Source organism: Cyclobacterium amurskyense (assembly GCF_001050135.1).
GTDB lineage: Bacteria > Bacteroidota > Bacteroidia > Cytophagales > Cyclobacteriaceae > Cyclobacterium > Cyclobacterium amurskyense.
In genome coordinates this window covers 2,648,583-2,674,801 of the sequence record NZ_CP012040.1, presented here as the reverse complement: position 1 = coordinate 2,674,801, position 26,219 = coordinate 2,648,583, and the positions used below count along the sequence as shown (strand labels likewise).

Here is a 26,219-nt window from a genome sequence, read left to right as displayed (position 1 = left end):
AAAGATTTAATAGTGACACTTTGCACATTCCAAACCGCCAATGTCTTTGACTTTCAAAGCATCTTTAGATTCTGAATGCAGTTGCACGAGTTTATCATAATACTCATTGCCCTGAGTGGTAATTTCTGTATTCCTGTGACAGTCGATACACCAACCCATAGTCAATGCACTGTGCTGTGAAACAACTTCCATTTCCTCTATAGGTCCATGACAAGTTTGGCACTCAACTCCACCAACAACTACGTGTTGAGAGTGATTAAAGTAAGCCAAATCAGGAAGGTTATGTACCCTGACCCATTCAATAGGTTTATTATTATCTACAGCGTCATATATTTTAGCTATTTCAGGAGATATCCCATCTTTGCCTTCCACATTTTGAATGTGCATATGGCAATTCATACAAATATTAGCCGAAGGAATATTTGCAGACTTTCCAATCTCTACTCCTGTATGGCAATATTGGCAAGGGATTTCATACTGACCAGCATGAAGTTCGTGAGAATAAGCAATAGGCTGGCTAGGTGCATAACCTTGCTGAACTCCCACTGTGTACAAGCCGTTGATCGCTGTCTTTACTACGAAAGCGAGCACTATGGCCGTAACAATGATGATCATGCCATCACTTTTAAAGATGCCTTTGTAATCTGTCTTTTGGTTGATAAAAGCTTTATCTTCCTCATCCAGATTCTCATTTTTGTTCATGTATTTAGTCAATACTGAAACAATCAGTCCCAATACAACCAAAACAAGAACCAAGACGATAACAAGGACAACCAAGATTATGGTAAGGTATTCGTTTGGAATTCCTCCTCCAGAACCTGTAGCCACTCCCCCTTCAGCAGTACCAGCAGCAGCTGCAGCTGGATCGGCTTTGTCACCGAACTCTATGTAAGAAAGTAAATTTGTAAGATCCTCTTCACTCAAAAAGTCGTGAGAAGGCATCACCGTATTGTTAAATTCTTTAAACAGAGCTACGGCTGTTGCATCTCCACCTTGAATCAATACCTGAGAGTTGGTGATAAATTGTTTTGTCCAGTCCAATTCCCTTCTATCGGTGACTCCTCTAAGTGCCGGACCGACCAATTTCTGATCCAGTCTATGGCAGGTTTTACAGTTGGCATTAAAAATGGACTGACCCGCGGATATAGCTTCTTCGCTATCCGGAATTTCAGGGTCCACCGCATATGCCTGAATTCCTGAAAATAGGAATATCAGGACCAACAGATGGCATACGCGAATTGAAACCCCTAATATTGAGCGTTTGATCGACATAGTTATGTATACTTTTTTCAGATTTTCTCAGTGCAATTCAAATTCCCCACAAATGTACTACCCAACTTCTATTTTTCAAACTTGAAAGAAAGTGAACAGTTAAGCGGATCAAAATCTAAATATACTGTTTAAATCATTGTTTAACAGTGAATTATATATCCTTACCTGAAGGAAAGTTTAATTTAGAACCGTTATAAATAGGGTCAATTTGAAATAATTTAAAAAATATTATTGTCCACAACAAATATCATTTCGTTTCAAACTCAATTTTAGAGACTCATTTGGTTTTAAACAGTAAATATTTTTTAGCACTAACCTTTGAAAAGCCAATTTTAAATGCCTAAATTTGCGCTTCGCTATTGAAAATGGTCGAGTGGCCGAGTGGCTAGGCAGAGGTCTGCAAAACCTTGTACAGCGGTTCGAATCCGCTCTCGACCTCAAAAGGCATCCTTCTTTTAGGATGCCTTTTTTTTATGCCTAAATATTTAAAAACCCTACGCATTATCACAGCTTTTGGAAAGAAAACCTAAATAAAGTCGCAAGATTTTAAGATAAAAAAAAGTTGAATTTAAATCCAACTCCTCAATAAACCTGTTCCATTTTTTCAGCCTATGTGAAAAAACACTATATACTCACTAAAATATTGATATATAATAGGTTCCTCAGAAAAACACAATGTCCAGCGTTTAACTTATTTGGCATTTTTAATGCTTTCAAACCTTGGCTAGAAGGCTTTATACCAGCTATATTGATTGCTAAATACCTGCTTCAAATTTCTTAATAATGGCTTTCAAATCCCCAGCTTGCTGAAAACCTTGAAACTTACTCAAACCTTGTGAAGTTGGAGAATAAAATACAGTTGTAGGGAACAACAATTTCCCGTTTTTCATGCCTAACATTTTCGACAATTCATGGTAATCTTTCGATGATCCTCCTTTATAAGTTCGGCCCATAAACTTCAAATCGATTTCACCTTCTGCATCTAATTTCACAGAATAAAAATCTCGGTTGAGTAAATTAATTAATTCTTGATCATTGAAGGTGACCTTCTCTTGCATTTTGCAATATTTACACCAATCCGTATGAATAAAAACCATTATTGGCTTTGGCTTGGCCCTTAAACTATCCTCAAGATTCTCTATTAAGGTCCAGCTAAGGCTTTGTCCTTTGGCATTTACAACGAGAAATGCCATCAGTAAAAAGGTATATATAGTAACTGATCTAATCATTAATCTAATGTAAACCTTATCCCCAAAAAAGCCCTCCTACCCTGATTGGGTGCGTAAACATAGGAAGGATCAAAGGTAAGCGCATTTGGGTTTTCGGCGGTAGGAATCACCTGTCCATCCGTCCCAAATAAAACATTGCGGTCAAAAGGATCAAAGGACCTTGCTATACTGTTAGATGCAGGGGTGAAATCTAGTAGATTTTTCACCCCTGCATATACTTCCCATTTAGTATTTAATTGTTTGGTAAGTTGTAAATTCTGTAGACTATACCAAGGGGAATAAGCTGGGCGATCATCTAGATCTCCCAATAATGGTAACCTCATAGGGCCATAAAGGTTTCCTGTATAATCCACGGTCAAATCAATGGAAGAAATGGTATAACCTACACTCCATACCCCACTAAATCTTTCAGTAAGCAATTGCCTGTAAGTAACATCATTTTCTGTAACTGAAACGTCCATGAGCGTACCTCCCACTATGATATTCAAACCATTCAACCAGGACATCTCTACATTTAAAGAGGCTCCTTTAGAAACCGCTGACCCATCTAAGTTACCATAAATTATCTTATTCGGATCTGTCTCGTAATCAGGCAATATGGCATTGTTGAAATACGTATAAAATGCTGATGCGTCCAAGCCAATATAAACTTGACTGGCTGTGTAGATCTTCTTTACAAGGTTTAAATTGGCATTCCAAGAGGTTTCTGGATCAAGCTCCTCCTCAAATACTACTTCCCTTGCTCCGGTAAGTGCTGCATGATCTTCAGTAAAGACATTGGCTACACGGTATCCATTTCCCAGACTTAACCTAATCACATCTTGTTTATTCTTGGAGGTCCATTTGTAATTTATCCTTGGTGAAACAATACTTCCATGCAGACTATTATAATCATAGCGCATCCCTAATAATATTTTGTGGGTCTCATTGAAAGTAATTTCATCTTGGATAAAAGCCCCCGGCAAATGAGTGATTGAGGGCTCGTTTATTTCATTTTCTGTAGCTGTAGCTGGAGTATTGTCATCATAATAGGTATACCTGTAGGCCATGCCAAACAATAGATCATGGTATTTCAAGGGTTTATTCCAGGTTAGTTGGCCAAAACCAATGTATTGATCCGCTATATAAGGAGTGTCACCATAAACAGAATTTTGCTTGTGTCCATTGGTGCTAAATTGAAAGTTGAGGTCTTCCTCAACAGGAAGTTGGTATACCCCAAACATTTCCCAACGGCTGGTATAAATACTTTCCGCATAGATCTCATCCCCTCCACGGTATTCAGAAGACCAATCCATTTCCCCTCCCCATCTGTCTTCATAGACATAACGCCCAGCTACAGAAAAGTTCTTGCCAGATTTCCTCCCAAAATTAAATTTATTAAATACAGAAATTCTATTCTGCAAGGTTACATCAGTAAAGCCATCCTCATTCTTGTCCAAAGCATTTTGGTAGTTAAAATAATTCACACCTAAAAGCCCTTGGGTTTTATCGGACAAATTGTATCGCAATCCCAAATCTGCATTGACATCAGCCCAGTCTGTACTGAAAACATCTGCAGTCAGTAAGGGAGCAGATGAGGGCTTTTTGGTAATAATATTTATCAATCCACCCACTGCCTCTGATCCATACAAAGTAGAAGCCGGACCTTTAACCACCTCTACCCTTTCAATAAGCGCTTGTGGAATACCCGTCAAACCATATACTGAAGACAGCCCACTTACAATGGGCATACCATCTATCAAAACCATGGTATAAGGACCTTCAAGTCCATTGATATGGATGTCCCCTGTATTGCATACATTACAATTTATTTGGGGACGGACTCCATTTACATTCTGAAGAGACTCGAAAACAGAAGGTGTGGGATTGGCTCGGAAAAAATTGGCTAAATAGACTTCTACAGGTACCGGACTATCCAATTTTGAAACCTCTTTCATGGTTCCTGAAACCACTACCTCCCCCAAAGCTCCCGCAGTTTCATTTAAGGTAAATAAGTAAGACTCCCCTGATTTATTTGCAGAAACTTCTATCTTAATTTGCTTTGGTTCAAAGCCTATCATCGATGCCGTTAATATATGCTCACCATATGGGACATTCTGAATAGAGAAAGAACCATTTTGATCCGTCACTCCTCCTAAAGAAATTTTACGTATTCCCACATTGGCAAATTCCAGTTCTACGCCTGATTCAGCGACCACTCTACCAGTCACCACTCCTCTTTTTTGCCCTCTAACAGGGGAATATAAAAACAATGCAAAAAGCATTAGCAATAGCGCTTGGTATCTTATTAGATTCATATTATTAAATTATATACACTCACAAAATTAATAAGTTAGATTTGTCTAACAAATAAATTTGACGAATATTTACATTTTTTTTTACAGTATGAAGTGACAGCACAATAGTTTAAACCTAAATACTCGCTTTGCAAACCCAATCAGGAGAATAAATAAGAGCCATTAGAGAGGGGAACAAAATAATCCCACTAATTAATAAGGAGGGGAATCATGGATTTTAAAAGCCTCCGTTTAGACTTAAACCCGAAATATGCAATAGACATTCTATTACGTGCTGAAATCGCTTCAAAATCAGCCACTTCGTTGCTGTTTTCAATTTCACCATAGCGGTGCTATGCTAAAATCTCCAACGACCGATTGTCTCGATTGCAACACTTCCCGTAAACACGGGACAGGCTTCACCCCTGACATTGTCAGGACGGAGAAATCCTATTACATAATCCGGGTTAAATAGTTACTTATAGTAAGAGAGACAGTCCATCATAGCAACTCATTATTTAGAGGAACTAAAAGATTAAAAAAGAAGGCAAATATCAGAAAGCGAAAAAAAATAGGGCAAAAAAAAGCACTAACCTTTGAAAAGGCTAGTGCTTTAATATTATAAACTAGGGTCAATTATTTTTTACCCTGATCCATTTTTTCTTTCAATGCAGACAATGCATCCAAATCTCCTAATGTAGATTTTTCTGCGCCAGCTCCACTGTCAGTGCTGCTTGCAGCTTTCTTTTTAGGACTGCTCGCTTTCTTAGTAGTAGCTTTAGGCATTGCTTCTTCTTTGAAGGTAGCAGTGTGAGAAAGTACTATTCGCTTGTCGTCTTTAGAAAACTCAATTACAGTGAAGTCAAGGCTTTCACCTGCATCTGCTTGGCTTCCGTCCTCTTTTTCAAGATTTTTGGTAGTAGCAAATCCTTCAAGACCGTAAGGCAATTCAAGTACAGCTCCTTTATCATTTTTAGAGATGATAGAGCATTTATGAGTAGATCCAATTGGGAACACATTTTCGAAAGTATCCCAAGGGTTTTCTTCCAATTGTTTGTGCCCAAGTGCCAATCTTCTGCTATCAAGATCTAATTCTAGAACGATAACATCCAATTCGTCACTTACTTTCACAAATTCTGATGGATGCTTGATCTTTTTAGTCCAAGATAAATCAGATACGTGAACCAATCCGTCGATACCTTCTTCAAGCTCTAAGAAAAGACCGAAGTTGGTAAGGTTTCTAACAATACCTTTATGTTTGGTACCGATAGCATATTTGGTAGACATTTCTTGTTTAGTCCAAGGGTCTTCAGTAAGTTGTTTGATACCTAAAGACATCTTACGCTCTTCTTTGTCTAAAGTAAGAACAACAGCTTCGATCTCGTCACTAACTTTCACGAAGTCAGCTGGATTTCTTAAGTGTTGTGACCAAGACATTTCAGATACGTGAATCAAACCTTCAACGCCAGGAGCCAATTCAAGGAATGCACCGTAGTCAGCTACGTTTACAATCTTACCTTTAACTTTAGAACCAACTTCCAAAGTAGCAGAAAGAGAATCCCAAGGATGAGCAGTCAATTGCTTCATACCCAAAGAAATTCTTTTCTTATCATCATCAAAGTCTAGTACTACTACCTGAACTTTGTCGTCAAGGTTAAGCACTTCTTCTGGATGATTGATACGTCCCCAAGAAATATCTGTAATATGAAGTAAACCATCTACACCACCCAAATCGATGAATACACCGAAATTGGTCATGTTTTTGATAATACCTTCAAGTACTTGACCTTTTTCAAGGTTGTTAAGGATTTCAGCTTTTTGTTTCTCAAGATCTTTTTCGATCAAGACTTTGTGTGAAACAACAACGTTATCATTAGCGTGGTTTATTTTCACCACTTTAACTTCCATCTTTTTGCCTACATAGATATCAAAATCTCTGATAGGTTTAACGTCGATTTGAGATCCAGGTAAGAAGGCTTCTACACCATAGATATCAACGATCAATCCACCTTTGGTTCTTCTCTTAACCAAACCTTCGATCACATTGTCTTGCTCCAATGCTTCCTCAATGGTTTGCCAAGCTTTCACCATCTTGGCTTTCTTACGGGAAAGAACTAACTGACCCAATGAATTCTCCTGCTCCTCGATGAATAATTCTACTTCATCACCGATTTTCAAACCTTCAATATCACGGAATTCATTTAGAGGAACTAGTCCATCTGATTTGAAACCAATGTTTATGATTACATCCTTATCATTGATACCAACTACGGTACCTGTGATAACTTCTTTTTCTGTAATCTCAGTAAGGGTATTGTCGTAGAGGTTTTCCATTTCCTCTCTCTCAGCTTTGGTGTAGCCTTCTCCAAAACCCTTGGTTTCAAATTTGTCCCAATTAAAATCTTCTTGATTTGACATAATTAATATATAACCCTGATTTTCAACAGCCCTAGGATCATCAGGCTGAGGTTTTTATTAATGATTCCTTTTGTTAGAAGGCCCATTCACCCGAATGGATTGCAAATTTACGAATTATTTTAGGATTAGAAACTGTAAACCAACAAAATATCAAGATCTAAAATATTTACAGTCCCTTTTGATCAAACTTGCCTCATGGCAAGAAATGGAATCCATTCTTCAGCATGGCGTTCGGCATATTCAGCAAGAAAATAGGAAAGATTTGGTTTAAAAGGAAAGCTCACAAGCGGCATACCTGCTTCTTCAGGAGTTTTATTGCCCTTAATGGTATTGCAGCGGTGGCAGGCAGTAATGAGATTCTTCCAAGTAGTTTTTCCCCCTTTGGATTTAGGAATAACATGGTCAAGGGTCAGGTCTTTCTCAGACCCACAATACTGACAAGTATATTTATCCCGCTTAAAAAGATTGTTTCTGTTCAGCAAAACCCCATTATAAGGGATGTTTTTGTAATGATTGAGCCGAATAACTGCAGGGTAATCAAAAACATGGTCTACTGACCTTATTTGAAGGTAATCGTACTTTACCAGTAAAGTGGCTTTATCTAGATAAGTCAACACAAAACCCTTGTGTACATTGACTACCCCTACCGGTGAATGATCTAAGTTCAGGACAAGCACTTTCTTTTCTGATATCTCCTTCATCAATCTACTAGTTTTTTTACGGTTAGCAATTGAACATTGTTTTTAAAGCGATTATTGGTTGTGCTCCATTTTTCCGGATCAAAAGCCCCGAACTTTACTTTTTCTTTGACCCAAAGTAATGTGCCCTCACCAATATATAACCCCAACTGAAATGGCACGCCACTTTGGTTGCCAAAAATGATTACATCTCCTACATCTATTTCAGAAACATCCTGCCTTCCTTCTATATGCCCTAGTGAACCAAGTTCATTCGGGAAGACTATCCCTCCTATTTTAAAAAGCAAGTTAATCCAAGAAGATCCATTTAAACCAAAAATGCTTCTGCCCCCGGATAGATAAGGGGCATGGAGAAATCTTAAGCCTATTTTTTTAATTTCCTGCCTATTGGCTTTCTTTTCATAAGGCCTACTATTCCCCTTAAATTTTATTGAATCTTCCCACTCGAAGATTTCATTTTGTCCGGCATGTAACTGACTACCGGGCAATAAAAACATAGTAGCATCTTTCAACTTTATTTCCCCTATCCCTTGGGAGACTATTTGACGGGGCGATTTCGCAAAAAATTCGAATGCTTCTTTCGTAAGGGGATGATGTTGGGAAGCAAGAATCCAACCTGAGCCAATGAATTCTAAACCTTCAATTTTTAACCACTGTCCATCATCACTCACCACAATAACTTCATACAACTCACCAAAAAGTATTTGGGTGCTTAACCCGGCATCACTCACAGGTTTCTCATAAACACTGAGGAGTGAAAGCCTACAGATACCAAAAGTAGGATTAGAATGCCATTCTTTGAAGGTCTCGTTTTGCATCTTTTTCTTTTAGTGAATGTCGTTTGTCATGCACTTTTTTACCCTTACCCAGCGCCACTTCTATCTTGGCCAGCCCCTTGTCATTAATAAATACCCTAATAGGCACTATGGTAAGTCCTTTTTCTGCAAATTTGTTTTGCAGTTTTTTCAACTCTTGTTTTTGTAGCAATAGCTTTCTTTCTCTAACCGGGTCATGATTAAAATGAGCGGCCAGCGTATAAGGTGCTATGTGCATTTGTTTTATAAACAATTCATTGTTTCGGAAATAGCAATAGGCCTCCGTAAGCGAGACCTTTCCTTCCCGAATTGACTTAATCTCCGTCCCCTTAAGTACAAGCCCTGCTTTGTATTTATCTATGAATTCAAACTCAAAGCTTGCTTTCTTATTTTTAATATTTATTATTTTCTCGAATTTATTCTTTTTAGCCATGATTTCCAATTTTCAATTTTGCCAACGGGCTGACGTTCAAATTTGTAAATATTCCAGCTTGAAATTTAAAATGCGCTGCCATTGCCACCATTGCCGCATTGTCTGTACAATATTCTAGTTTGGGAAGATAAACATTCCACCGGTATTTTTTTGCTTCCTCCATAATGGTTTCCCTCAAACCGGAATTGGCAGAGACACCTCCTGCAATGGCTATTTCCTTAATGCCTCTTTCTTTAGTCACTTTTACCAACTTTTGCATTAGCATTTTAATAAGCGTGTGCTGTACCGAAGCGCATATGTTTTCCAGATTTTTCTCAATAAAATCCGGATCTTTTTTAATATTATCTCTAAGAAAATAAAGTACTGCAGTTTTTATGCCACTAAATGAAAAAGAGAGTCCTTTCATGTCCGACAATGGAAAAGTAAAGGCCTGAGGATTTCCCTTTGCCGCCAACTTATCCAAATGCGGACCACCGGGATAGGGTAAGCCTATAATTTTAGCGATTTTATCAAAAGCCTCCCCTACTGCATCATCTTGTGTTTCCCCTAAAACCTCCATATCCAATGGACTATTGACCAATACCAATTGGGTATGCCCTCCACTCACCGTGAGGCAAATAAAAGGAAAAGCAGGCTGTGGAGAATCGATAAAATGGGCCAGTACATGGGCTTCCATGTGATTTACCTCAATGATAGGCTTATCGAGAGCATAAGCAAATGACTTTGCGAAAGACACTCCAACCAAAAGCGCACCCATCAACCCTGGACCACGGGTAAAAGCAACCGCACTTAATTCCTCTTTTGCAATCCCCGAAGATTTTATTGCTTCAGCCACCACCGGAATAAGGTGCTGCTGATGGGCTCTAGAGGCCAATTCTGGAACTACCCCACCATATTTCTCATGTACAGATTGCGTGGCGACAATATTATTAAGTATTTTGCCATCAGAAATCACTGCTGCTGACGTTTCATCACAAGAGGATTCTATTGCTAATATATTACAACTCATTTCGTGCCTGTTGGAAAATAAATCGAAAGTTAAGGAAATTTTGCTGAACGCCCTCAGATGGACGTTTAGGATCATGAGCTACTTGCTCATTTTCCTGGTTACGATTACTTTGTTACTGCAAATCCCAGTCTTACAAACTTACCTCGCCGGGTTCTTTACCAACCATATCAGCAAAGAGACTGGTTATGAAACAGAAATAGGCAGGGTAAACATTCGTTGGTGGGATGCCATCAGCCTACAGGAAGTCACGATAAGGGATCTTCAGGACAGTTTGATGATGGACCTTGACGAGGTATATATCGACTTCTCCATTAAAGGACTAATGGACAATGAACAGCCTGGATTTGATGAAATCAATCTCAACAACGGAAAAGTCAGGATTTTAACTCATCCCGATGGTGAGGGATTGAATATTTCCGTATTTCTAAGCCGGGTAAGACAAATTCTTCTTCCAAAGAAAGAAAAAAACAACTTGAAGGCTTCCACCTTTACAATTGGTAATGTCTCCTTAATAAAAACCTCTTTGGATATCGTGGATTACACCCTCCCTCCCTTCGATATAAAGTTTGATTATGGCAACCTTCAGTTTAGAGACCTAGTGGCTAGTGCTACAGATTTCTATGTCAGAAGAGATACGGTGGCATTTGACCTCAAGCACATGAAAGGTGTGGAAGCCAATTCCGGAATGGTTTTTCAACAACTGCAAACCAATTTCACCTATTCGAGTACGGGGATGGAATTCAAAGATCTCTACTTAAAGTCCAATCAAACAGAAATAAAAAACTATCTCAAATTCGAATATGACTCTCCCGGAAATTTAAGAGATTTTAATCGAAAGGTGGAGATTCTAGCCCAGTTGGATGAAGCAGTTTTAGATATCAGGGACTTGGGGTATTTTTCTGACAATATTCCTTCCATTGATGACCGACTCTACCTTAGCGGTCAGGTCAACGGACGGGTTGACTCTATTTATTCCGATGAGCTTCTCTTAAGGTTTGGGGATAGAAGTGCTTTGTTTGGAAAATTCAATATTGAAGGCTTGCCAAAGGTGTCTGAAACCTACTTTGATCTTTCATTGATCAATTCCAGCATGAGCCCTAAAGACCTATACCCTTACGTCACGGCGCAAGCAAGAAATGAACTCAATAAATTCGGCATCATCCGCTTTAACTCTGATTTTGAAGGCCAGCTAACCGATTTTATAGCCAATGGGAACTTCCGTACAGAAATTGGCAGGCTGAATGGTACCCTCAACTATCTTAAACAAGACGGTGCACCAACCTATAATGGGCAATTGGAGGTAACGAATCTGGACCTGGGTATTTTAATGGAGGATCCTGAGAATTTTCAAAAAACAAGTTTCAAAGGTCAGATTAAAGGCTCAGGCTTTAGTGTTTCTACAGCAATTATTGAATTGGATGCCAATTTCAGTAAATTAGGTATTAACCATTACGACTTTAAAAACATTGAGACCAAAGCAACTTTTGCAAAGGACTTATTTGAGGGAAAATTAGCCGTAGATGATCCAAATTTGGTAATGGATGTAGATGGGATGCTAGACCTAAGAAACAACAAAGACTCAGCAAATCTCATATTGGATCTTGATACAGCATTCTTGAACGAAATAAACTTAACAGACAACGCCATTTTTCTCAGTGGGAATTTCGAACTAGACACTAAGGGAATAAATCTGGATGACATCGAAGGGGTAGCAAGGTTTAGAGATGTGCTGGTCAGTTATGATGGACGTGATCTCTTTCTGGACTATTTCCTCTTTCAATCCCTTTTCACAGATAATTCTAGGGTGATATCCCTTAACTCGGACCTTCTGGTAGCAGGCATCAGTGGGAATTTTAAGGTGGAGCAATTAAAAAATGACCTGCAGCAATTGTGGAAAAATTATTATGCCATTTTAACCAATAATTATTCAGGTCCTAAAGTTTCCAAACAAAGCGCCAGCAATCCCTATCAGATAGATATAACCGTGGATTTAAGGGATGCCAATCCAATATTGAATTTGATTGACCCTATGCTGTTTATTTCAAATAATACGCAGGTGGAAGGCGCATTTTATCAAACCGAGCAAAACACAGTGTTCAACTTCTACAGTGGGATAGATACTATTTATTACGGCAACAATTATTTTATCGATAATAATATTGATTTGAACACTGCCAAATACAAGAACAGCAACGAAGTACTGGCCTCATTTTATGTATTGTCCAAAGAGATTCAACTCAATTCAGGTTTTAATTTTCATAACCTCGCAGTAGAAACAATATGGAACCAGTCCAAGTTGGACATTACCTTCTATTTGGATCAGTTGCTTACCGAAAGCCATTTTGACATAGGTGCAGAAGTAAATTTATCTCCGGACAAAACGCTTATAAAACTCTCCCCTTCAGAAATCAAATTACTGGATGACTATTGGCAATTCGAGGAGGGCAATAGCATCAGCATCAAAGCCGATGAAACCCAATTCGATAAAATTAAACTATACCATGGAAATGAGTATATCTCAGCACAGGGTAAAATCAACCATAATCCGGAGGACAAAATGGAGATCAACATCAATGAATTGAACCTTGATTTCCTTAATTCTTTTGGGCTCAAAGAATATGAAGGGATAGCAAACGGATTGATAAACCTTAAAGAAGGCTGGAATAAGCAGGGAATGAAAGGGGCTTTGTCTATTAGAGACATCTACATCAATCAATTTTTGGTTGGGGAGATTGAAGCCAATGCCTTTTATGCAGATGATGTGGTAAACCTTTCCATTCAAAATATCCGAGAAGGGGCCAAAGTTATCGACCTTACTGGTGATTTGGGTAATGATGAGCGGGAAATGGCTCTAAATGCGCGTTTTACAGATGCCCGACTATCGGTTATTGAACCATTTATAGCCGATTACCTGACCAATATTGATGGAAAACTCAATGGAAATCTAAAAGTAGGAGGAACCGTTACCCACCCGATTGTAGAAGGATTGGGCAAGTTGGATGGGGCTACTTTCAGGTTTAATTACCTCAACACAACCTACATGGTAGATGGAAATGTGATTTTTGAACCCAATGAAATTAGCTTTAGAGGTTTGGAATTAAGAGATGTCAACAACAATATAGCAGGCCTTAGGGGGGGGATTGTGCATGATAATTTCGATAACTTCCTTCTGGATCTTACCGCTCAAATGAATAATTTTCAGGTAATGAACACCAGTGCTGCAGACAATGACCTATTCTTTGGAACCGCCTTCGCTACTGGAGACATCAGTGTGTTTGGGGCAGCCAATAATTTGGACCTCACAGCAAATGCCACATCCCAACCCAATACGAAAATTTACATTCCAATGGGAGAATCTAATGGTCAAGCTCAGGAAGATTTCATAAATATCATCAATCTTAGAGACACTACCCAACTGCTTGAACTGGAAGAAACCGTCGATAAATTGACGATTAATAATCTCAGGATGAACCTGAACCTGGATATAACCCCAGATGCTTATGTTGAAATTCAAATAGATCCAAAAACAGGAGAGAATATTCAGGGCCATGGAAAAGGCGTTATCAATATGAATATTGATACTCAGGGGAATTTCACCATGACGGGAAATTATGAAATAGTGGATGCCCTCTATAATTTTTCTTTATACAATGTGATCAACAAAAAGTTTGTGATCGAGCCGGGAGGAATTATCAATTGGTACGGAGACCCTTATCAAGGGGTAATGGATATATCTGCCATTTATCAGGAAAATGTTTCCCTAACATCTCTTCAAACAAGTTCCACCACAAGTTCACTTGAAAACAGTCAAATAAAACGTCGATTTCCTGTAAAAGTGATTATGGATCTAGAAGGTGAATTGTTGTCACCCAATATTTCCTTTGATTTTGACTTTTCAGAATTCCCTGAAGACAGTGAGTTACAAACTACTATTTCTGCTTTCAAAAACAGGATAGCCAATGATGAACAAGAAAAAAACCGTCAGGTTTTCTCATTGATAATGCTTAGGAGATTCTCTCCAGAAGGCCAATTTAATAGTGCCGGTATTGGTTTCTCTAACCTCAGCCAATTGATTTCTTCCCAACTCAATAACCTGATCGCTCAGGTGGATGAAAATCTGGAAATAGATTTTGACCTAATGGGATTGGATGAGTCAGCACTGGAAACATTCCAACTACGAGTGGCTTACACCTTCTTTGACGGAAGGTTGCGGGTTACAAGAGATGGTGGATTTACCGATCTACAAGGCAAGGCAGACTTAAATACCATCGCAGGAGATTGGCAGGCTGAGTACCTCTTGACAGAGAATGGCCAATACCGTGTAAGGGTATACAACCGCAATAACTTCAATAATCTTACGGCACTAAACATTAATAACCGCGCCCCAAATACTTATGGGGTATCCATTTCTCAAAACCTCCTCTTCAGCTCCCTTAAAGAGTTGTTTCAAAACTTTAAGCGAAACAAACAGGTGTACATCAATGATTCCGATGAATACCTTAGAGGTGATTTCAATATAAATTTAGAAGAGGTAGCCCCTGACCTATTCAAACCAGAACCTAGGGAAGCCCCTGCACTAATCAATATCATCGACAAAGAAAATCGTTGAGCCTATTAAACAATATCTCCCTTTTTTGATTATTGTAGTATGGATAAAGTGACGATATTTTGGTTTAGAAGAGACTTAAGACTTTCTGACAACATCGGTTTGTTTAAGGCCTATGAAAATGAAAAGAATGTTTTACCTCTTTTTATTTTTGATGAAGACATTCTTGACAATCTGGAAGAGAAGAAAGACCCTAGGGTTCAATTCATCCATTCACAGGTTAAAAACCTCCATAAAAAATTGAAGGAATATGACAGTTCGATTCTGGTTAGGAAAGGTAAACCCCTTGCCATTTTTACTGAATTGACCAAAGAATATACTATTCAAAATGTATACACCAACCGTGATTATGAACCCTACGCCAGAGATAGGGACAAAAGGGTCGAGGAGTTTTTAGCAGAAAAAGACATCCCTTTTAAGGATTTTAAAGATCAGGTGATTTTTGAAAAAGATGAAATCACAAACAATGAGGGCAGCTTCTACCAGGTATTTACTCCCTACAGTAAAGTCTGGCTTCAAAAACTGAAAGAGCTTGATATGGAACTTGTCGATTTGGATGGAAGAAAAAAATCATTTTATAAAACAGCTCCGCTGCCTTTTCCTTCCCTTAAAGACATTGGATTTGAAGAAAGTTCTATTGAAATTCCAGAACTAAAAATCGACGAAAAACTAATTCAAGATTACGATAAAACCAGAAACTTCCCTGCCAAGTCAGGGACCAGCCGATTAGGTATTCACTTACGTTTTGGAACAATTAGCATCCGCCGGCTTGTCCAGGAGGCTGCTGAACTAAATGGAACATACCTCAATGAACTAATATGGAGAGAATTTTACATGATGATCCTCTATCAGAAGCCTTCAGTAATTGACAGCTCTTTCAAAGAAAAATATGACAGGATCTTGTGGAGCAATGACGAAGAAGCCTTCCAAAAATGGTGTAAGGGTAAAACGGGTTACCCCATGGTAGACGCAGGCATGCGGGAGCTAAATAGCACTGGCTACATGCACAACAGGGTAAGGATGATCACTGCTAGCTTTCTGACCAAGCATTTGCTGATTGACTGGCGTTGGGGTGAAGCCTATTTTGCAAGTAAACTACTCGATTTTGAATTGTCCTCCAACAATGGAGGTTGGCAATGGGCTGCTGGCACAGGTACAGATGCTCAACCCTATTTCCGAATATTCAACCCGGAGTCCCAAATGAACAAATTCGACAAGGATAAAAAATACATTAAAAAATGGGTGCCCGAATACGGTACTTCTGATTATCCAGAACCGATAATTGAACACAAAAAAGCCAGAGAAAGGGCTTTGGAAACCTATAAAGAAGCTTTAGCCAAATAACAGGAGCTTGAAGAATTAAATTAACTAATTAGATGCTGATCAAAGCCAAGCTTTACCAATTTTTCAAAAGCTAACCATACCTCCTGAGGTATTTCCTGCTCAATTTGAAAACCAAGTTTGGGGTATTCTTTTATTCTTTGCAAATCTCCAACCATTGACTGAATAACTACAGCCATAGAAATCTCCTCATTGGGGTAATCCTCAAAAGATATATTTGGGCTGGTAACACAAACAGCTTTCTCCGGCCAATTTTTCTTAAACGTAGCATAAGAACGCCTCTCCATATAGGGTTTTTGAACAATGATAAATGAAGTTAAATCCAGTTTTCTTTCATCCAGTATTTTCTGTGTAAACTGAATATTCTCACCGGTGTTGGTAGATTGGTTTTCTATAATAATGGCTGATTTTGGCACGCCTATTTGCAATGCAATTTTTGCAAATTTGTCTGCTTCAGGCTCATCCCAAATACCTAGTGTAAAGTTCCCTAAACCTCCTGAAAGGATCAAATAATCAGCCATGCCGTCCAGCCAAAGTTTGGCTCCCCTTTCAGCCACTCTGGTATCATGACTACCCAATACAAATATGGCATCTGCCTTTTTTAAATCATGTTTTAGTTGGTGGTAGTTCCAAAGAATTTTTGCCAATATTTTAATTTCATTGGTAATTGTAGGTTGTTCTTTTTTAAGCATCCTTTTTTTTTATTCAATTAAAATTAGCGTACTATCAATCCAATTGGATTACCGTTAAACCCAGCAAAACGCCTATTGATTTCAAAAATGATATATTTTCTCGGGTAAATTTAAAAAGACCATCGATAATTATTAAATTAAAGCCCTAAAATCACACTAACAACATCATGATATCTAGAAGGAAATTAATCAAGCGCCTGGCCTCACTCCCCGTTTTAGGTGGACTGGCAGGTAGCAGTACCTTATTGGCCGAAACCTTGCCATCAACTACCGCCACAGTAGCTAAAAGGGATTTAATAAAAGAATTGGGCCTAAGAACCTTTATTAATGCAGCTGGAAATTATACTTCCATGACTGCTTCTTTGATGCCACCTGAAGTAATGGAAACCATTAATCTGGCTTCCAAAAAATACGTTTTACTTAACGACGTACAAGACAGAGTAGGCGAAAAAATCGCAGGTCTTTGCCATGCTGAAGGTGCAATGGTCACCGCAGGATGTTGGTCTGCATTGGTTCTGGGTATGGCAGGTGTACTTACTGGCAAAGATTCCAAAAAAGCTGCCCAACTACCATTTTTGGAAGGCACTGGGATGAAATCAGAAGTAATCCTCCAAAAAAGTCATGCCAATGGCTACCATCATGCACTCACCAACACTGGTGTAAAATTGATAATGATTGAAACAAAGCAGGAACTAGAGGCTGCCATCAACGAAAAAACTGCCATGATGTGGTTTTTAAATCGTGAGGCGCCAGTAGGCCAAATCAAGCATGAGGAATGGATTGCCATCGCTAAAAAGCATGGTATTCCTACTATGAATGACATTGCAGCAGATGTGCCTCCAGTAGAAAATCTATGGCGATTTAATGACATGGGATTTGATCTTGTGGCCATTTCCGGTGGAAAAGCCATGGCAGGACCTCAAAGTGCTGGAATTTTAATGGGGAAAAAGCACCTCATTGAAGCCGCCAGGCTTAGTGCTCCTCCAAGAGGTGGAAATATTGGACGTGGACAAAAAGTCAATAAAGAAGAAATTCTAGGCATGTACATGGCCTTAGAAACCTTTATCAACAGAGACCACGATAAAATCTGGCAAACTTGGGAAGACAGAGTTGCCCTTATCGATGAGGCAATTGCTGACCTACCAGGGATCACTACTGAAGTGGTAGTACCTGAAGTAGCCAATCATAACCCCTCATTGAAAATTTCATGGGAAGGAAGCCAGCATTCATTCTCTGCCAAAGACGTGGGAGCTGATCTAAGAGATGGTAATCCATCCATAGAAACCATTGATTGGGAGGAACCAAAAAGTCTACGTTTGACCGTATTTATGCTCGAAAAAGGTCAAGATAAAATTGTAGCCAAAAAACTAAAAGAGTCACTAGAAAAAAGAACTGCTTAAACCCGGTTTTTGCAATAGAAGGCATATCCGCTTATTCTGGCTCGACAGGGAATTGGTTAAAAAACACCAAGGTATTAGCAAGGAAGTCAAAGCTGTGCTAGGATGATCCGGTAATCGTTAAGATTAAAGCCATTACCCCAATTAGTAAAAGCTGTCGTTTGTCCTAAGTTTAAGCGCATCAAAAAGTTTTGCCATGTTTTTTATAATAAATCCGGCCGTGAAAGTTATTGTAACTTAACACGCCGGATTTTTACTTTAGTGGCCATTGTACTACCGTAAAAAATAGAGGAAGTTAAACCCGAAATATGCAATAGACAATCTATTACGTGCTGAAATCGCTTCAAAATCAGCCACACCAATAGGCCTATTGGCAAAGTTTAGAAGTGGGAAAAACACGAATTAACAAAACCATTGCGTATATTGGGTAATAATAATTTCAGGGATTGGTTATTTATCTGAACCCAAATGGAGGATATACCTGAATAATCCCAAAACCATTGCTAAATAATTTAGAGTAATCGACCATAGTTTTTTACGGTTACCGATGGTTTCTGGTATTCTATTTTTATTATTGTAAGATTTTCTATGGTGAAGTTACCCCAAATACAAAGAGGCAAAATTTATGTTCTGCTGGCCGTCCTTTCATGGCTAGCCTTACTTCTTGTTAATTTAATCCGAGTATTTGGAGAAATCAACCAAATGGAGGGTTTAATCGGTAAAGAAATCACCTGGATTCTTGAAATCCTCTTTTTTATCTGGTTATATATTTTTTTCAATGATGCCATAAAGAAAAATCAACACCGAAGTTTCATCCACTTTATATGGAGGGCTGCTTCGACGGGTTTAATGGCAACCGGTACCTCCTTTCTGATAATTTTCTTTTACTACTTATTGGGGGACTCAAGATTATCTGAAGACCCCCTGCTGAAGAATTTCTTTTACCATGTCAACTTTGCAGTAGTTTCCATCTTTCTTATTTCAACGACTCTAAGCTGGAAGCACCTAATACTCTACCAAAAAAGTAAAGCCATCGTTCAGCAATGGCAAGCCTATGAAGTAATTCTATTGATCAGCATGTTCTTTGTTCTGATCAGCCAAGCCAGCTTCAATTATGGCTTTATGTTTGGGCTTATCTTTCTGATCATCTATGGTGCCATCCTTTCCATCAACCTAAAGTGGATACCCTACCTAACCTTTGCGGAAAAGTGGAAGTCAATATTATTTCTGGTAGTTATCATCGCTTGTACGGTCTACCTCTTTTTTCGACTTGTTTCGTATACACAGCAAAACATACATTTCATTAACCTCTCAGAAAACCTCTTCCTTTTGGGACTGTTTGTTTTCGTACTCTTGTATGCGGTTTTCAGTTCACTTGTGACCTTGTTTAACCTACCTACTTCATCGGTATTTGAGCAGAAGCTAACGGAAGCTATCAGTTTTCAAAAGCTAAGTCAATCCATAAAACCTGGGGAGAATGAGGAACAGGTTTTGGATATTTTGATGGATAGCTGCATGAGTGCTGCCTACGTCGATGCGGCCTGGCTAGAACTCTATGCTTCTGAACCTGAACAAACTTCCCAAATCAAGTTGCAAAAATTCATTAGCAACCGTGAACGGCAGGAAGTTATGGGCCTATTGAAAAAGACCGCGCCATTTTCCACCTATTTAAATGGCCAGTCCAACGACCGAAAAGAGTACCTATATGGTCAGATTCCGCATGAAGTTTACAAATCTGTACTGGTACTTTCTGTCTCTGCAAACAAGAAGGTTTTAGGAGATCTATTTCTTTTAAAAGAAGTCAAAGACGGCTTTAATAAAGAGATGATTAACATCATTTCCACCTTTGCTGGTCAAACTTCTATATCCATTGAAAATCACCGACTTCTCAATGAGGCCATCAAAAACGAGCGGTATAGAGAGGAATTAGAAATTGCACAAAGGGTACAACGCAGTCTGCTACCTTCAGAATTGCATCACAATGAGTGCTTTGAAATAGATGGATTTTCAGCTGCTGCAGATGAAGTAGGTGGAGATTACTATGAAACCTTTCGTTTCGATAAAGAAAATTTTGCTTTAATCATCGGAGATGTTTCTGGAAAAGGAACTTCTGCAGCCTTTAACATGTCACAAATGAAAGGGGTGTTTCATAGCTTGGTACAATTAAATCTGCCACCAAAAGACTTCCTATCCAAAGCCAACAATGCCTTAAGCAGATGCCTTGAAAAGAACAACTTTATAACTACTACGTATTACACCATCAATACCTTAACGAAGGAAATTCATTTTGCTCGAGCGGGGCATTGTCCTACCTTATATTATTCCAGTGGTAAGGATACCTCACGGTTTTTGAACATCAAAGGTATGGGTCTTGGGATTGTTAGAAACGATGGATACGAAAACTACCTGGAAGAAGGATTTCTAAAATACCAGGCAGGAGATGTTATGGTCATGTATACTGATGGTATCGTAGAAGCTAAAAACAAAGACAACCAGGAGTTTGGGTATGACAAATTACGCTTACTGTTGGATCGTTTCAAAACGTTTTCAGCAATGGAAATAAAAAGTAAAATAGTTGAAGAAGTTTATGATTTCGTAGGAAGGGAGACCTTACCCGACGATGATTACTCAATTTTGGTCATCAAATTTAAAGCATAAACTAAAAAAAGCTTAAAACGTATAATCAAATATGTTATCTATAAACAAAGAGGAAGAGAAGGGCCATTTAATCATACGCCTGGAAGGAGAAGTGGATGCCAGCAATTCAGTGGAACTGGATGAGGTGATTCAAGAAGTACTAAACGATGGAATAAAAGACATTCTTGTAGATGCCTATAAGCTGCAATACATATCCTCTGCAGGTTTGGGAGTTTTTATGTCCTATTTAGAAGATTTTAAGGAGAACAATGTGCTGTTTATTATTTACGGTCTCAATGAAAGGGTCATGAATGTTTTTCATATTCTAGGCCTAGACCAACTGATCACAATAACAAGTACAAAGGAAGAAGCGGAAAAGTTACTCCATGAAGCATGAATTAAAGCTATTTTGTGAAAAAAGTCGGTTGGCAGAATTACGGACATTTATGTCAAAAATTCTTGCCCCTACCCACTTAAATGATGTAAGCCAAAATCAATTGATTTTGGCCGTGGAAGAGGTATGCGCCAACCTTATCATTCATTCTCATGACTGTGACCCACATAGTTTTATATTGCTAAAGGTGAGTATAAATACAGACAATATTATTTTTGAAATTACCGACTCAGGAAAAGCATTTAATTTGATTGAATACAAATCTCCTGAAGTTAATTCAGTCATGAAAGAAAGGCGAAAAGGCGGACTAGGCTTGTTATTGGTGAGAAAAATAATGGATAAAATAGAATTTGAAACCAACCATTCCAAGAATACCTGTCGCCTGATAAAAAAACTCAATTCCAAATAAATGTTAAATCCCTTCACTTATCCGGGCCAACAACCCGAATTGTGGGGTAAAATTTGTAACATTGCAGATTAAATTGTATCCATCGTCCTATGAATTTAAAGCATATATATTTCCTTTTGTTAGGAATTTTATTTGCAAGTGCCACTCCGGTTCCTGATCCCATCAAGGAAGCAAATCCACCGTTGGACTACCTTTTAAAGATAGATGGGGAGACCTCTGATAGAGAGGAATTTCTTTATATTCTAAATAAAAACCGCCAAAAGGATGCTGCACCTATAAGCAGAACGGAATTTGAGGAGAATTTTGAGCTTTTTGTTGATTACAAACTCAAGGTAAAATATGCAATGGATCTCGGCATGCACAAGACAAAGGCATTCAGCGACGAGTTTTCTGCTTTCAAGGATCAATTAAAAAAACCTTACCTGCTGGAAAATTCGCTTACAGAAGGCGAGTTAAGAAAGGCATACAGCAGAATGCAGGAAATCGTAAAAGCAAGTCACATACTTTTCCAGTTTCCTCAAAACGCATCTAAGGAAGATTCCATTGCGGTCTTTAAAATGGCCGAAAAAATAAAGGCTGAAGCTGAAGCAGGAGAAGATTTTCACCAGCTCGCAGTACAACATTCAGATGACCCTTCGGCAAGTTCAAATAAAGGCAGTTTAGGATATTTTACGGCCTTGCAAATGGTTTTACCTTTTGAAGAAGCGGCCTACAATTTAAAAGTCGGTGAGATTTCTTCTCCAATCATTTCAGACTTTGGCTACCATATTATCAAACTGGAAGATAGAAGACCAAACCCAGGACAGCTACACGTTTCTCATCTTTTGATACGTTCGGCAGGTGCTGAAGAGGATCAAATGGCTTTCAATAAAATCAACCAGATACATCAAAATTTAATTGAAAATCCATCTCAATGGCTGGAATTGGTAAAAACCTATTCTGAAGATCCTGGAAGTAAGGCAAACAAAGGAATGATTCCTTGGTTTGGAGTTGGATCCATTGTTCCGGAATTCGAACATGCTGCATTCTCTTTAAGCAAAAAGGGCGACTTTTCAGCTCCCGTTAAAACAGAATACGGCTACCATATTATTCGCCTAGAAGGTGCAAAACCAGTACCTCCATTTAACGAAGTTCTCCCAACAATAAAATCCAATATATTAAGAGACAGTCGTTCAAACTTAATAAAAGACCAGGTTTTGGCGATGCAAAAGGCGAAATTTAACGTTACAGAAAACAGTCAACTCATCAATAGCCTTAAAAATGCATTTTCAAGCTCAAGCGGAAGGCCTGTTGCTCAGCTTTATATAAAACTAGAAGGCCTATCCAACAAAGGAGACAAGCTGATTGTTCGTTCAGAATGGAAAGACGCCACAATCCAGGATTTCATTGCTTACCTTAAAAAAGAAGGGCCATCAGTAAATACTTTACTCAACGTCTCCTTCGATGAGGTTTATGGGGATTATTTGGAAAACCTATTGGCAACCTGGGAAGAAGAGCACCTTTATCAAAACAACAAGGATTACCGGCAGTTGGTGAATGAGTACAAAAATGGCATGTTACTATTTGAATTAATGAACAATGAGGTTTGGCAAAAAGCATTAGAAGACAGTACCGGACAAAGAAACTATTTCCAAAACAATACTGACAACTACATGTGGAGTAAAAGGGTAAAAGCCCTGATTGTCAAAGCTATAAAAAGTCAAAACATTTCCAAAGTGGAGTCATGGTTAAGTACAAAAACACTAACCGATAGTCTTTCTACTGAATTGAAAAACAGGTTTTTGGAGAAAAACACTTTGCTTTTTACAGTAGAACAAAAAACCTTTGAAGTAGACAATAATGAGCTTTTGAGTGAACTGGATTTAAATCAGACTTTCCATAAGCTGCATCAAAATGAGGAAACAGTTCTAATTGTATTGGGAGAAACACTTCCTGCTAGGCAGAAAAAGTACGAGGAAACTAGGGGAAGACTCATTCAGGATTACCAACAATACCTTGAAACAAAACTGATTACTGAACTAAAACAAAAATACACCATCCAGGTCAATGAGGATGAAAAAGAAAAAATATATCAATCTCTTGCTAAATAAGGCATTTATGACAGGAAGCATTATGCTTTTCATGTCTTCATGCGATTTGTTCAAGATGAAAAATGAACAAGCGGATACAGATGATGCTATTGTGGCCACAGTTGGTAATGCGAATCTTTACCATTCAGACATTGACCACATAAGCAGAGAAATGTCTCCGGATTTGGATTCAGCTGAATTGGTAAATCGTTATATCCAAAGTTGGGTAAAAAAGCAATTGGTTATCCGTGAAGCAAGCCAAAACCTCACACTTAACGAGGCTGAGATTAACAGAAAATTACTGGACTACAGGTATGCACTGATTGCTTATGAATTCGAGAAAAACTACGTAGAAAAAACACTTGACAAAGACGTAACCCAAAAAGAAATTGAAGAGTATTACACAAATAACAACCAGAACTTCGCGTTAAAGGAGATAATCGTACGAACCAATTTTGTAAAACTTGAAAAAAACATTCCTCAAAGAAGGCAGTTGGAACGCTTGCTAAATAGGAACAGCGAGAGTCAAAAGGAAGAATTAAAGGAGTTTGCCATTCGCTATGCCAACAATTATTTCATGGAGGACTCCACATGGATCAACTTCGATGACATAATATTAAATACACCCTTGACAAAAAACAACAACCATGTTCAATTGCTCCGTAACGAAAAGTTGATACATGTAGATGATGAAACCTATGCCTATTATTTCAAAATATTGGAATACAGACTTCAGGATCAGGTTCCTCCTTTGGAATTTGTGAAAGACGAGATTTCAAAAATCATCGTAAATAAAAGAAGAGCAGAGATTGCTGAAAAATTAAAAAGAGATATTTATAACAATGCACTTGAAAACAATGAGTTTACCATATATGAATAAATTGACCAAAGGCCTCAGCTTACTGTTGGTATTCGGTCTTTCCGTTTTCCAAATGGCTTTGGCACAAGACACTACGGAATCTGCCAAACCTGAAGAAAAAGAGAAAGAAAAAAAGCCAACAGGCCAAGTGCTTGATAAAATCATCGCTAAAGTAGACAACTATATTATTTTGGAGTCGGATCTTCAAAAAGCCTATTTGGAAGCCTCTTCACAGGCTCAACAAGGTTTTGAGATCCCTTCAAGATGTCAGGTATTTGAATCCTTGCTAATCAATAAAATGATGATGGCTAAATCAGAAATTGATTCCGTGATTGTTTCTGAAGCAGAAGTAATTATTCAAACCGATCAGCGATTTAATATGGTACTTCAACAGTTTGGTGGCGATGAAGAAACACTTATCGAAGCCTATGGTAAAACTGGGGATCAATTAAAAAACGAGATCCAGGATGCCGTAAAAGAACAATTAGTCGTACAAAAAATGCAGGGTGTGATCACCCAAGATTTGCAAGTATCTCCAAACGATGTAAGGAAATTTTATAGCTCCATCCCCAAAGATTCACTGCCATTTTTCTCCTCGGAAGTAGTGGTTGGACAAATTGTGAAAAAACCAGAAATAAGCCAATCTGAAAAGGACAAGGTGTTTAATAAATTAGCTGAAATTAAAGAGCGAATTCTTAGTGGTGAAGCTGATTTTGCTGAAATGGCCAAACAGTATTCTGAAGGCCCATCCGGACCATTAGGTGGTGACCTTGGGTTTTATAAAAGAGGAGAACTGGCTCCACAATATGAGGCCACGGCTTTTGAACTCAAGCCAGGGGAAATCAGTGACCCTGTAGAGACTGTATTTGGTTTCCATATCATTCAACTACTTGAACGAAGAGGAAACACCTTTAATACAAGGCATATATTAATGATGCCAAGCCCCTCAGAGGAAGACATCTTAAAGGCTGAACACTCTTTGGACAGTCTACGTAAAGAGATTGTGGATGGAAATATCTCTTTTGCCAAGGCTGCTAAAGAGAACTCTGATGATAGAGAAACATCTGATGCCGGAGGCTTTTTCACTGATCCTACCACAGGATCCAACAGATTAACCTCTCGAACTTTAGAAGATCCCATACTATTTTTCACCTTAGACAGTATGGAAATAGGTGACATCACACCCGTCATCAGGTTTGATGATGTAGATCCTAGAAACCAAAAATCAGAACCAGGGGTTAGGATACTCTATTACAAAGCAAGATATCCAGCCCACAGAGCCAATATCTCTGATGATTACGAAAAACTAAAAGCCGCAGCACGGCGTAAAAAAGAAGAAGACATCTTGGCAAAATGGTTTGTTGTAGCCAAAGAAGAAGTATTCATTGACATAGACCCAGCCTATGACAAATGTGAGGTTTTAAAGGATTAAGAAAATTACAGACCCATTTAAAAATGCTTCCTATACCATATAGGAAGCATTTTTTTTCATCGAATCCGATTAAACCCGAAACATGCAATAGACAATCTATTACGTGCTGAAATCGCTTCAAAATCAGCCACTTCCTTGCTGTTTTCAATTTCACCATAGCGGTGCTATGCTAAAATCTCCAAACAGCCTGATTTTCTTGCGATTGCAACACTTCCCGTAAACACGGGACAGGC

Annotated in this window: 18 protein-coding genes and 1 tRNA gene; 10 read left to right on the top strand and 9 right to left on the bottom strand. The window is 38.5% G+C overall.

Annotation, left to right across the window (positions count from 1 at the left end):
* Nucleotides 1–6: 6 nt before the first annotated feature.
* On the bottom strand, nt 7–1,272 hold the full coding sequence (locus CA2015_RS11010) for a c-type cytochrome (RefSeq protein ID WP_048641954.1): 1,266 nt from the start codon (nt 1,270–1,272) through the stop codon (nt 7–9).
* Nucleotides 1,273–1,639: 367 nt separating this feature from the next.
* On the opposite strand from CA2015_RS11010, the gene CA2015_RS11005 reads away from it, so the two are divergent.
* Nucleotides 1,640–1,710 (top strand) — tRNA-Cys (locus CA2015_RS11005).
* 317 nt (nt 1,711–2,027) lie between these two features.
* Here the strand turns inward: CA2015_RS11005 and CA2015_RS11000 are convergent.
* The 7 genes from CA2015_RS11000 to tsaD all read right to left on the bottom strand — a co-directional run bounded on the left by CA2015_RS11000 (nt 2,028) and on the right by tsaD (nt 10,150).
* A complete protein-coding gene (locus tag CA2015_RS11000) occupies nt 2,028–2,501 on the bottom strand; it encodes a thioredoxin family protein (RefSeq protein WP_048641953.1) in 474 nt (157 codons plus the stop codon).
* The gene (locus CA2015_RS10995) at nt 2,501–4,798 is read right to left on the bottom strand and encodes a TonB-dependent receptor (protein ID WP_084011735.1); all 2,298 of its coding nucleotides are present in this window, start codon (nt 4,796–4,798) and stop codon (nt 2,501–2,503) included. Before CA2015_RS10995 ends, CA2015_RS11000 begins: the two co-directional genes overlap by 1 nt.
* Nucleotides 4,799–5,413: 615 nt before the next feature.
* On the bottom strand, nt 5,414–7,195 hold the full coding sequence (gene rpsA / locus CA2015_RS10990; protein WP_048641952.1) for a 30S ribosomal protein S1: 1,782 nt from the start codon (nt 7,193–7,195) through the stop codon (nt 5,414–5,416).
* Nucleotides 7,196–7,377: 182 nt separating this feature from the next.
* On the bottom strand, nt 7,378–7,896 hold the full coding sequence (locus CA2015_RS10985) for an HNH endonuclease (RefSeq protein WP_048641951.1): 519 nt from the start codon (nt 7,894–7,896) through the stop codon (nt 7,378–7,380).
* Nucleotides 7,896–8,711 carry an NlpC/P60 family protein gene (locus tag CA2015_RS10980; RefSeq protein WP_048641950.1) on the bottom strand — a complete coding sequence of 272 codons (816 nt, stop codon included), beginning with the start codon at nt 8,709–8,711 and terminating at the stop codon, nt 7,896–7,898. Before CA2015_RS10980 ends, CA2015_RS10985 begins: the two co-directional genes overlap by 1 nt.
* On the bottom strand, nt 8,677–9,141 hold the full coding sequence (smpB, locus tag CA2015_RS10975; RefSeq protein WP_014020310.1) for an SsrA-binding protein SmpB: 465 nt from the start codon (nt 9,139–9,141) through the stop codon (nt 8,677–8,679). Before smpB ends, CA2015_RS10980 begins: the two co-directional genes overlap by 35 nt.
* On the bottom strand, nt 9,134–10,150 hold the full coding sequence (gene tsaD, locus CA2015_RS10970; RefSeq protein WP_048641949.1) for a tRNA (adenosine(37)-N6)-threonylcarbamoyltransferase complex transferase subunit TsaD: 1,017 nt from the start codon (nt 10,148–10,150) through the stop codon (nt 9,134–9,136). The genes smpB and tsaD overlap by 8 nt, the downstream gene beginning before the upstream one ends.
* A gap of 73 nt (nt 10,151–10,223) precedes the next feature.
* On the opposite strand from tsaD, the gene CA2015_RS10965 reads away from it, so the two are divergent.
* Nucleotides 10,224–14,759, top strand: coding sequence for a translocation/assembly module TamB domain-containing protein (locus CA2015_RS10965; RefSeq protein ID WP_240477965.1), 4,536 nt, complete (start codon nt 10,224–10,226; stop codon nt 14,757–14,759).
* 39 nt (nt 14,760–14,798) lie between these two features.
* Nucleotides 14,799–16,100, top strand: coding sequence for a cryptochrome/photolyase family protein (locus CA2015_RS10960; RefSeq protein WP_048641947.1), 1,302 nt, complete (start codon nt 14,799–14,801; stop codon nt 16,098–16,100).
* A gap of 20 nt (nt 16,101–16,120) precedes the next feature.
* Here the strand turns inward: CA2015_RS10960 and CA2015_RS10955 are convergent, their stop codons facing one another.
* On the bottom strand, nt 16,121–16,789 hold the full coding sequence (locus tag CA2015_RS10955) for a YdcF family protein (protein ID WP_048641946.1): 669 nt from the start codon (nt 16,787–16,789) through the stop codon (nt 16,121–16,123).
* A 167-nt stretch (nt 16,790–16,956) separates the two neighbouring features.
* Between CA2015_RS10955 and CA2015_RS10950 the strand changes: the two genes are divergently transcribed.
* The 7 genes from CA2015_RS10950 (at nt 16,957) to CA2015_RS10920 (ending at nt 25,986) form a co-directional block, all read left to right on the top strand.
* Nucleotides 16,957–18,189 carry an aminotransferase class V-fold PLP-dependent enzyme gene (locus CA2015_RS10950; protein ID WP_048641945.1) on the top strand — a complete coding sequence of 411 codons (1,233 nt, stop codon included), beginning with the start codon at nt 16,957–16,959 and terminating at the stop codon, nt 18,187–18,189.
* Nucleotides 18,190–18,774: 585 nt separating this feature from the next.
* On the top strand, nt 18,775–20,844 hold the full coding sequence (locus CA2015_RS10945) for a GAF domain-containing SpoIIE family protein phosphatase (protein ID WP_048641944.1): 2,070 nt from the start codon (nt 18,775–18,777) through the stop codon (nt 20,842–20,844).
* Nucleotides 20,845–20,875: 31 nt separating this feature from the next.
* Nucleotides 20,876–21,220, top strand: a complete 345-nt coding sequence (locus CA2015_RS10940; RefSeq protein WP_048641943.1) for an STAS domain-containing protein — start codon at nt 20,876–20,878, stop codon at nt 21,218–21,220.
* Entirely contained in the window at nt 21,210–21,626 is a 417-nt protein-coding gene (locus CA2015_RS10935) for an ATP-binding protein (protein WP_048641942.1), read from the top strand. The genes CA2015_RS10940 and CA2015_RS10935 overlap by 11 nt, the downstream gene beginning before the upstream one ends.
* Before the next feature lie 89 nt (nt 21,627–21,715).
* Nucleotides 21,716–23,716, top strand: a complete 2,001-nt coding sequence (locus tag CA2015_RS10930) for a peptidylprolyl isomerase (protein WP_048641941.1) — start codon at nt 21,716–21,718, stop codon at nt 23,714–23,716.
* A gap of 7 nt (nt 23,717–23,723) precedes the next feature.
* Entirely contained in the window at nt 23,724–24,575 is an 852-nt protein-coding gene (locus CA2015_RS10925) for a peptidyl-prolyl cis-trans isomerase (protein ID WP_240477964.1), read from the top strand.
* A complete protein-coding gene (locus CA2015_RS10920; protein ID WP_048641940.1) occupies nt 24,553–25,986 on the top strand; it encodes a peptidylprolyl isomerase in 1,434 nt (477 codons plus the stop codon). Before CA2015_RS10925 ends, CA2015_RS10920 begins: the two co-directional genes overlap by 23 nt.
* Nucleotides 25,987–26,219: the final 233 nt, after the last annotated feature.

Coding starts and splice junctions, on each gene's coding strand:
- CA2015_RS10925 (WP_240477964.1), top strand. CDS start 23,724: ATGACAGGAAGCATTATGCTTTTCATGTCTTCATGCGATTTGTTCAAG.
- CA2015_RS10965 (WP_240477965.1), top strand. CDS start 10,224: ATGAGCTACTTGCTCATTTTCCTGGTTACGATTACTTTGTTACTGCAA.
- CA2015_RS10935 (WP_048641942.1), top strand. CDS start 21,210: ATGAAGCATGAATTAAAGCTATTTTGTGAAAAAAGTCGGTTGGCAGAA.
- smpB (WP_014020310.1), bottom strand. CDS start 9,141: ATGGCTAAAAAGAATAAATTCGAGAAAATAATAAATATTAAAAATAAG.
- CA2015_RS10960 (WP_048641947.1), top strand. CDS start 14,799: ATGGATAAAGTGACGATATTTTGGTTTAGAAGAGACTTAAGACTTTCT.
- CA2015_RS10980 (WP_048641950.1), bottom strand. CDS start 8,711: ATGCAAAACGAGACCTTCAAAGAATGGCATTCTAATCCTACTTTTGGT.
- tsaD (WP_048641949.1), bottom strand. CDS start 10,150: ATGAGTTGTAATATATTAGCAATAGAATCCTCTTGTGATGAAACGTCA.
- CA2015_RS11000 (WP_048641953.1), bottom strand. CDS start 2,501: ATGATTAGATCAGTTACTATATATACCTTTTTACTGATGGCATTTCTC.
- CA2015_RS10995 (WP_084011735.1), bottom strand. CDS start 4,798: ATGAATCTAATAAGATACCAAGCGCTATTGCTAATGCTTTTTGCATTG.
- CA2015_RS10920 (WP_048641940.1), top strand. CDS start 24,553: ATGAGTTTACCATATATGAATAAATTGACCAAAGGCCTCAGCTTACTG.
- CA2015_RS11010 (WP_048641954.1), bottom strand. CDS start 1,272: ATGTCGATCAAACGCTCAATATTAGGGGTTTCAATTCGCGTATGCCAT.
- rpsA (WP_048641952.1), bottom strand. CDS start 7,195: ATGTCAAATCAAGAAGATTTTAATTGGGACAAATTTGAAACCAAGGGT.
- CA2015_RS10940 (WP_048641943.1), top strand. CDS start 20,876: ATGTTATCTATAAACAAAGAGGAAGAGAAGGGCCATTTAATCATACGC.
- CA2015_RS10930 (WP_048641941.1), top strand. CDS start 21,716: ATGAATTTAAAGCATATATATTTCCTTTTGTTAGGAATTTTATTTGCA.
- CA2015_RS10945 (WP_048641944.1), top strand. CDS start 18,775: ATGGTGAAGTTACCCCAAATACAAAGAGGCAAAATTTATGTTCTGCTG.
- CA2015_RS10955 (WP_048641946.1), bottom strand. CDS start 16,789: ATGCTTAAAAAAGAACAACCTACAATTACCAATGAAATTAAAATATTG.
- CA2015_RS10985 (WP_048641951.1), bottom strand. CDS start 7,896: ATGAAGGAGATATCAGAAAAGAAAGTGCTTGTCCTGAACTTAGATCAT.
- CA2015_RS10950 (WP_048641945.1), top strand. CDS start 16,957: ATGATATCTAGAAGGAAATTAATCAAGCGCCTGGCCTCACTCCCCGTT.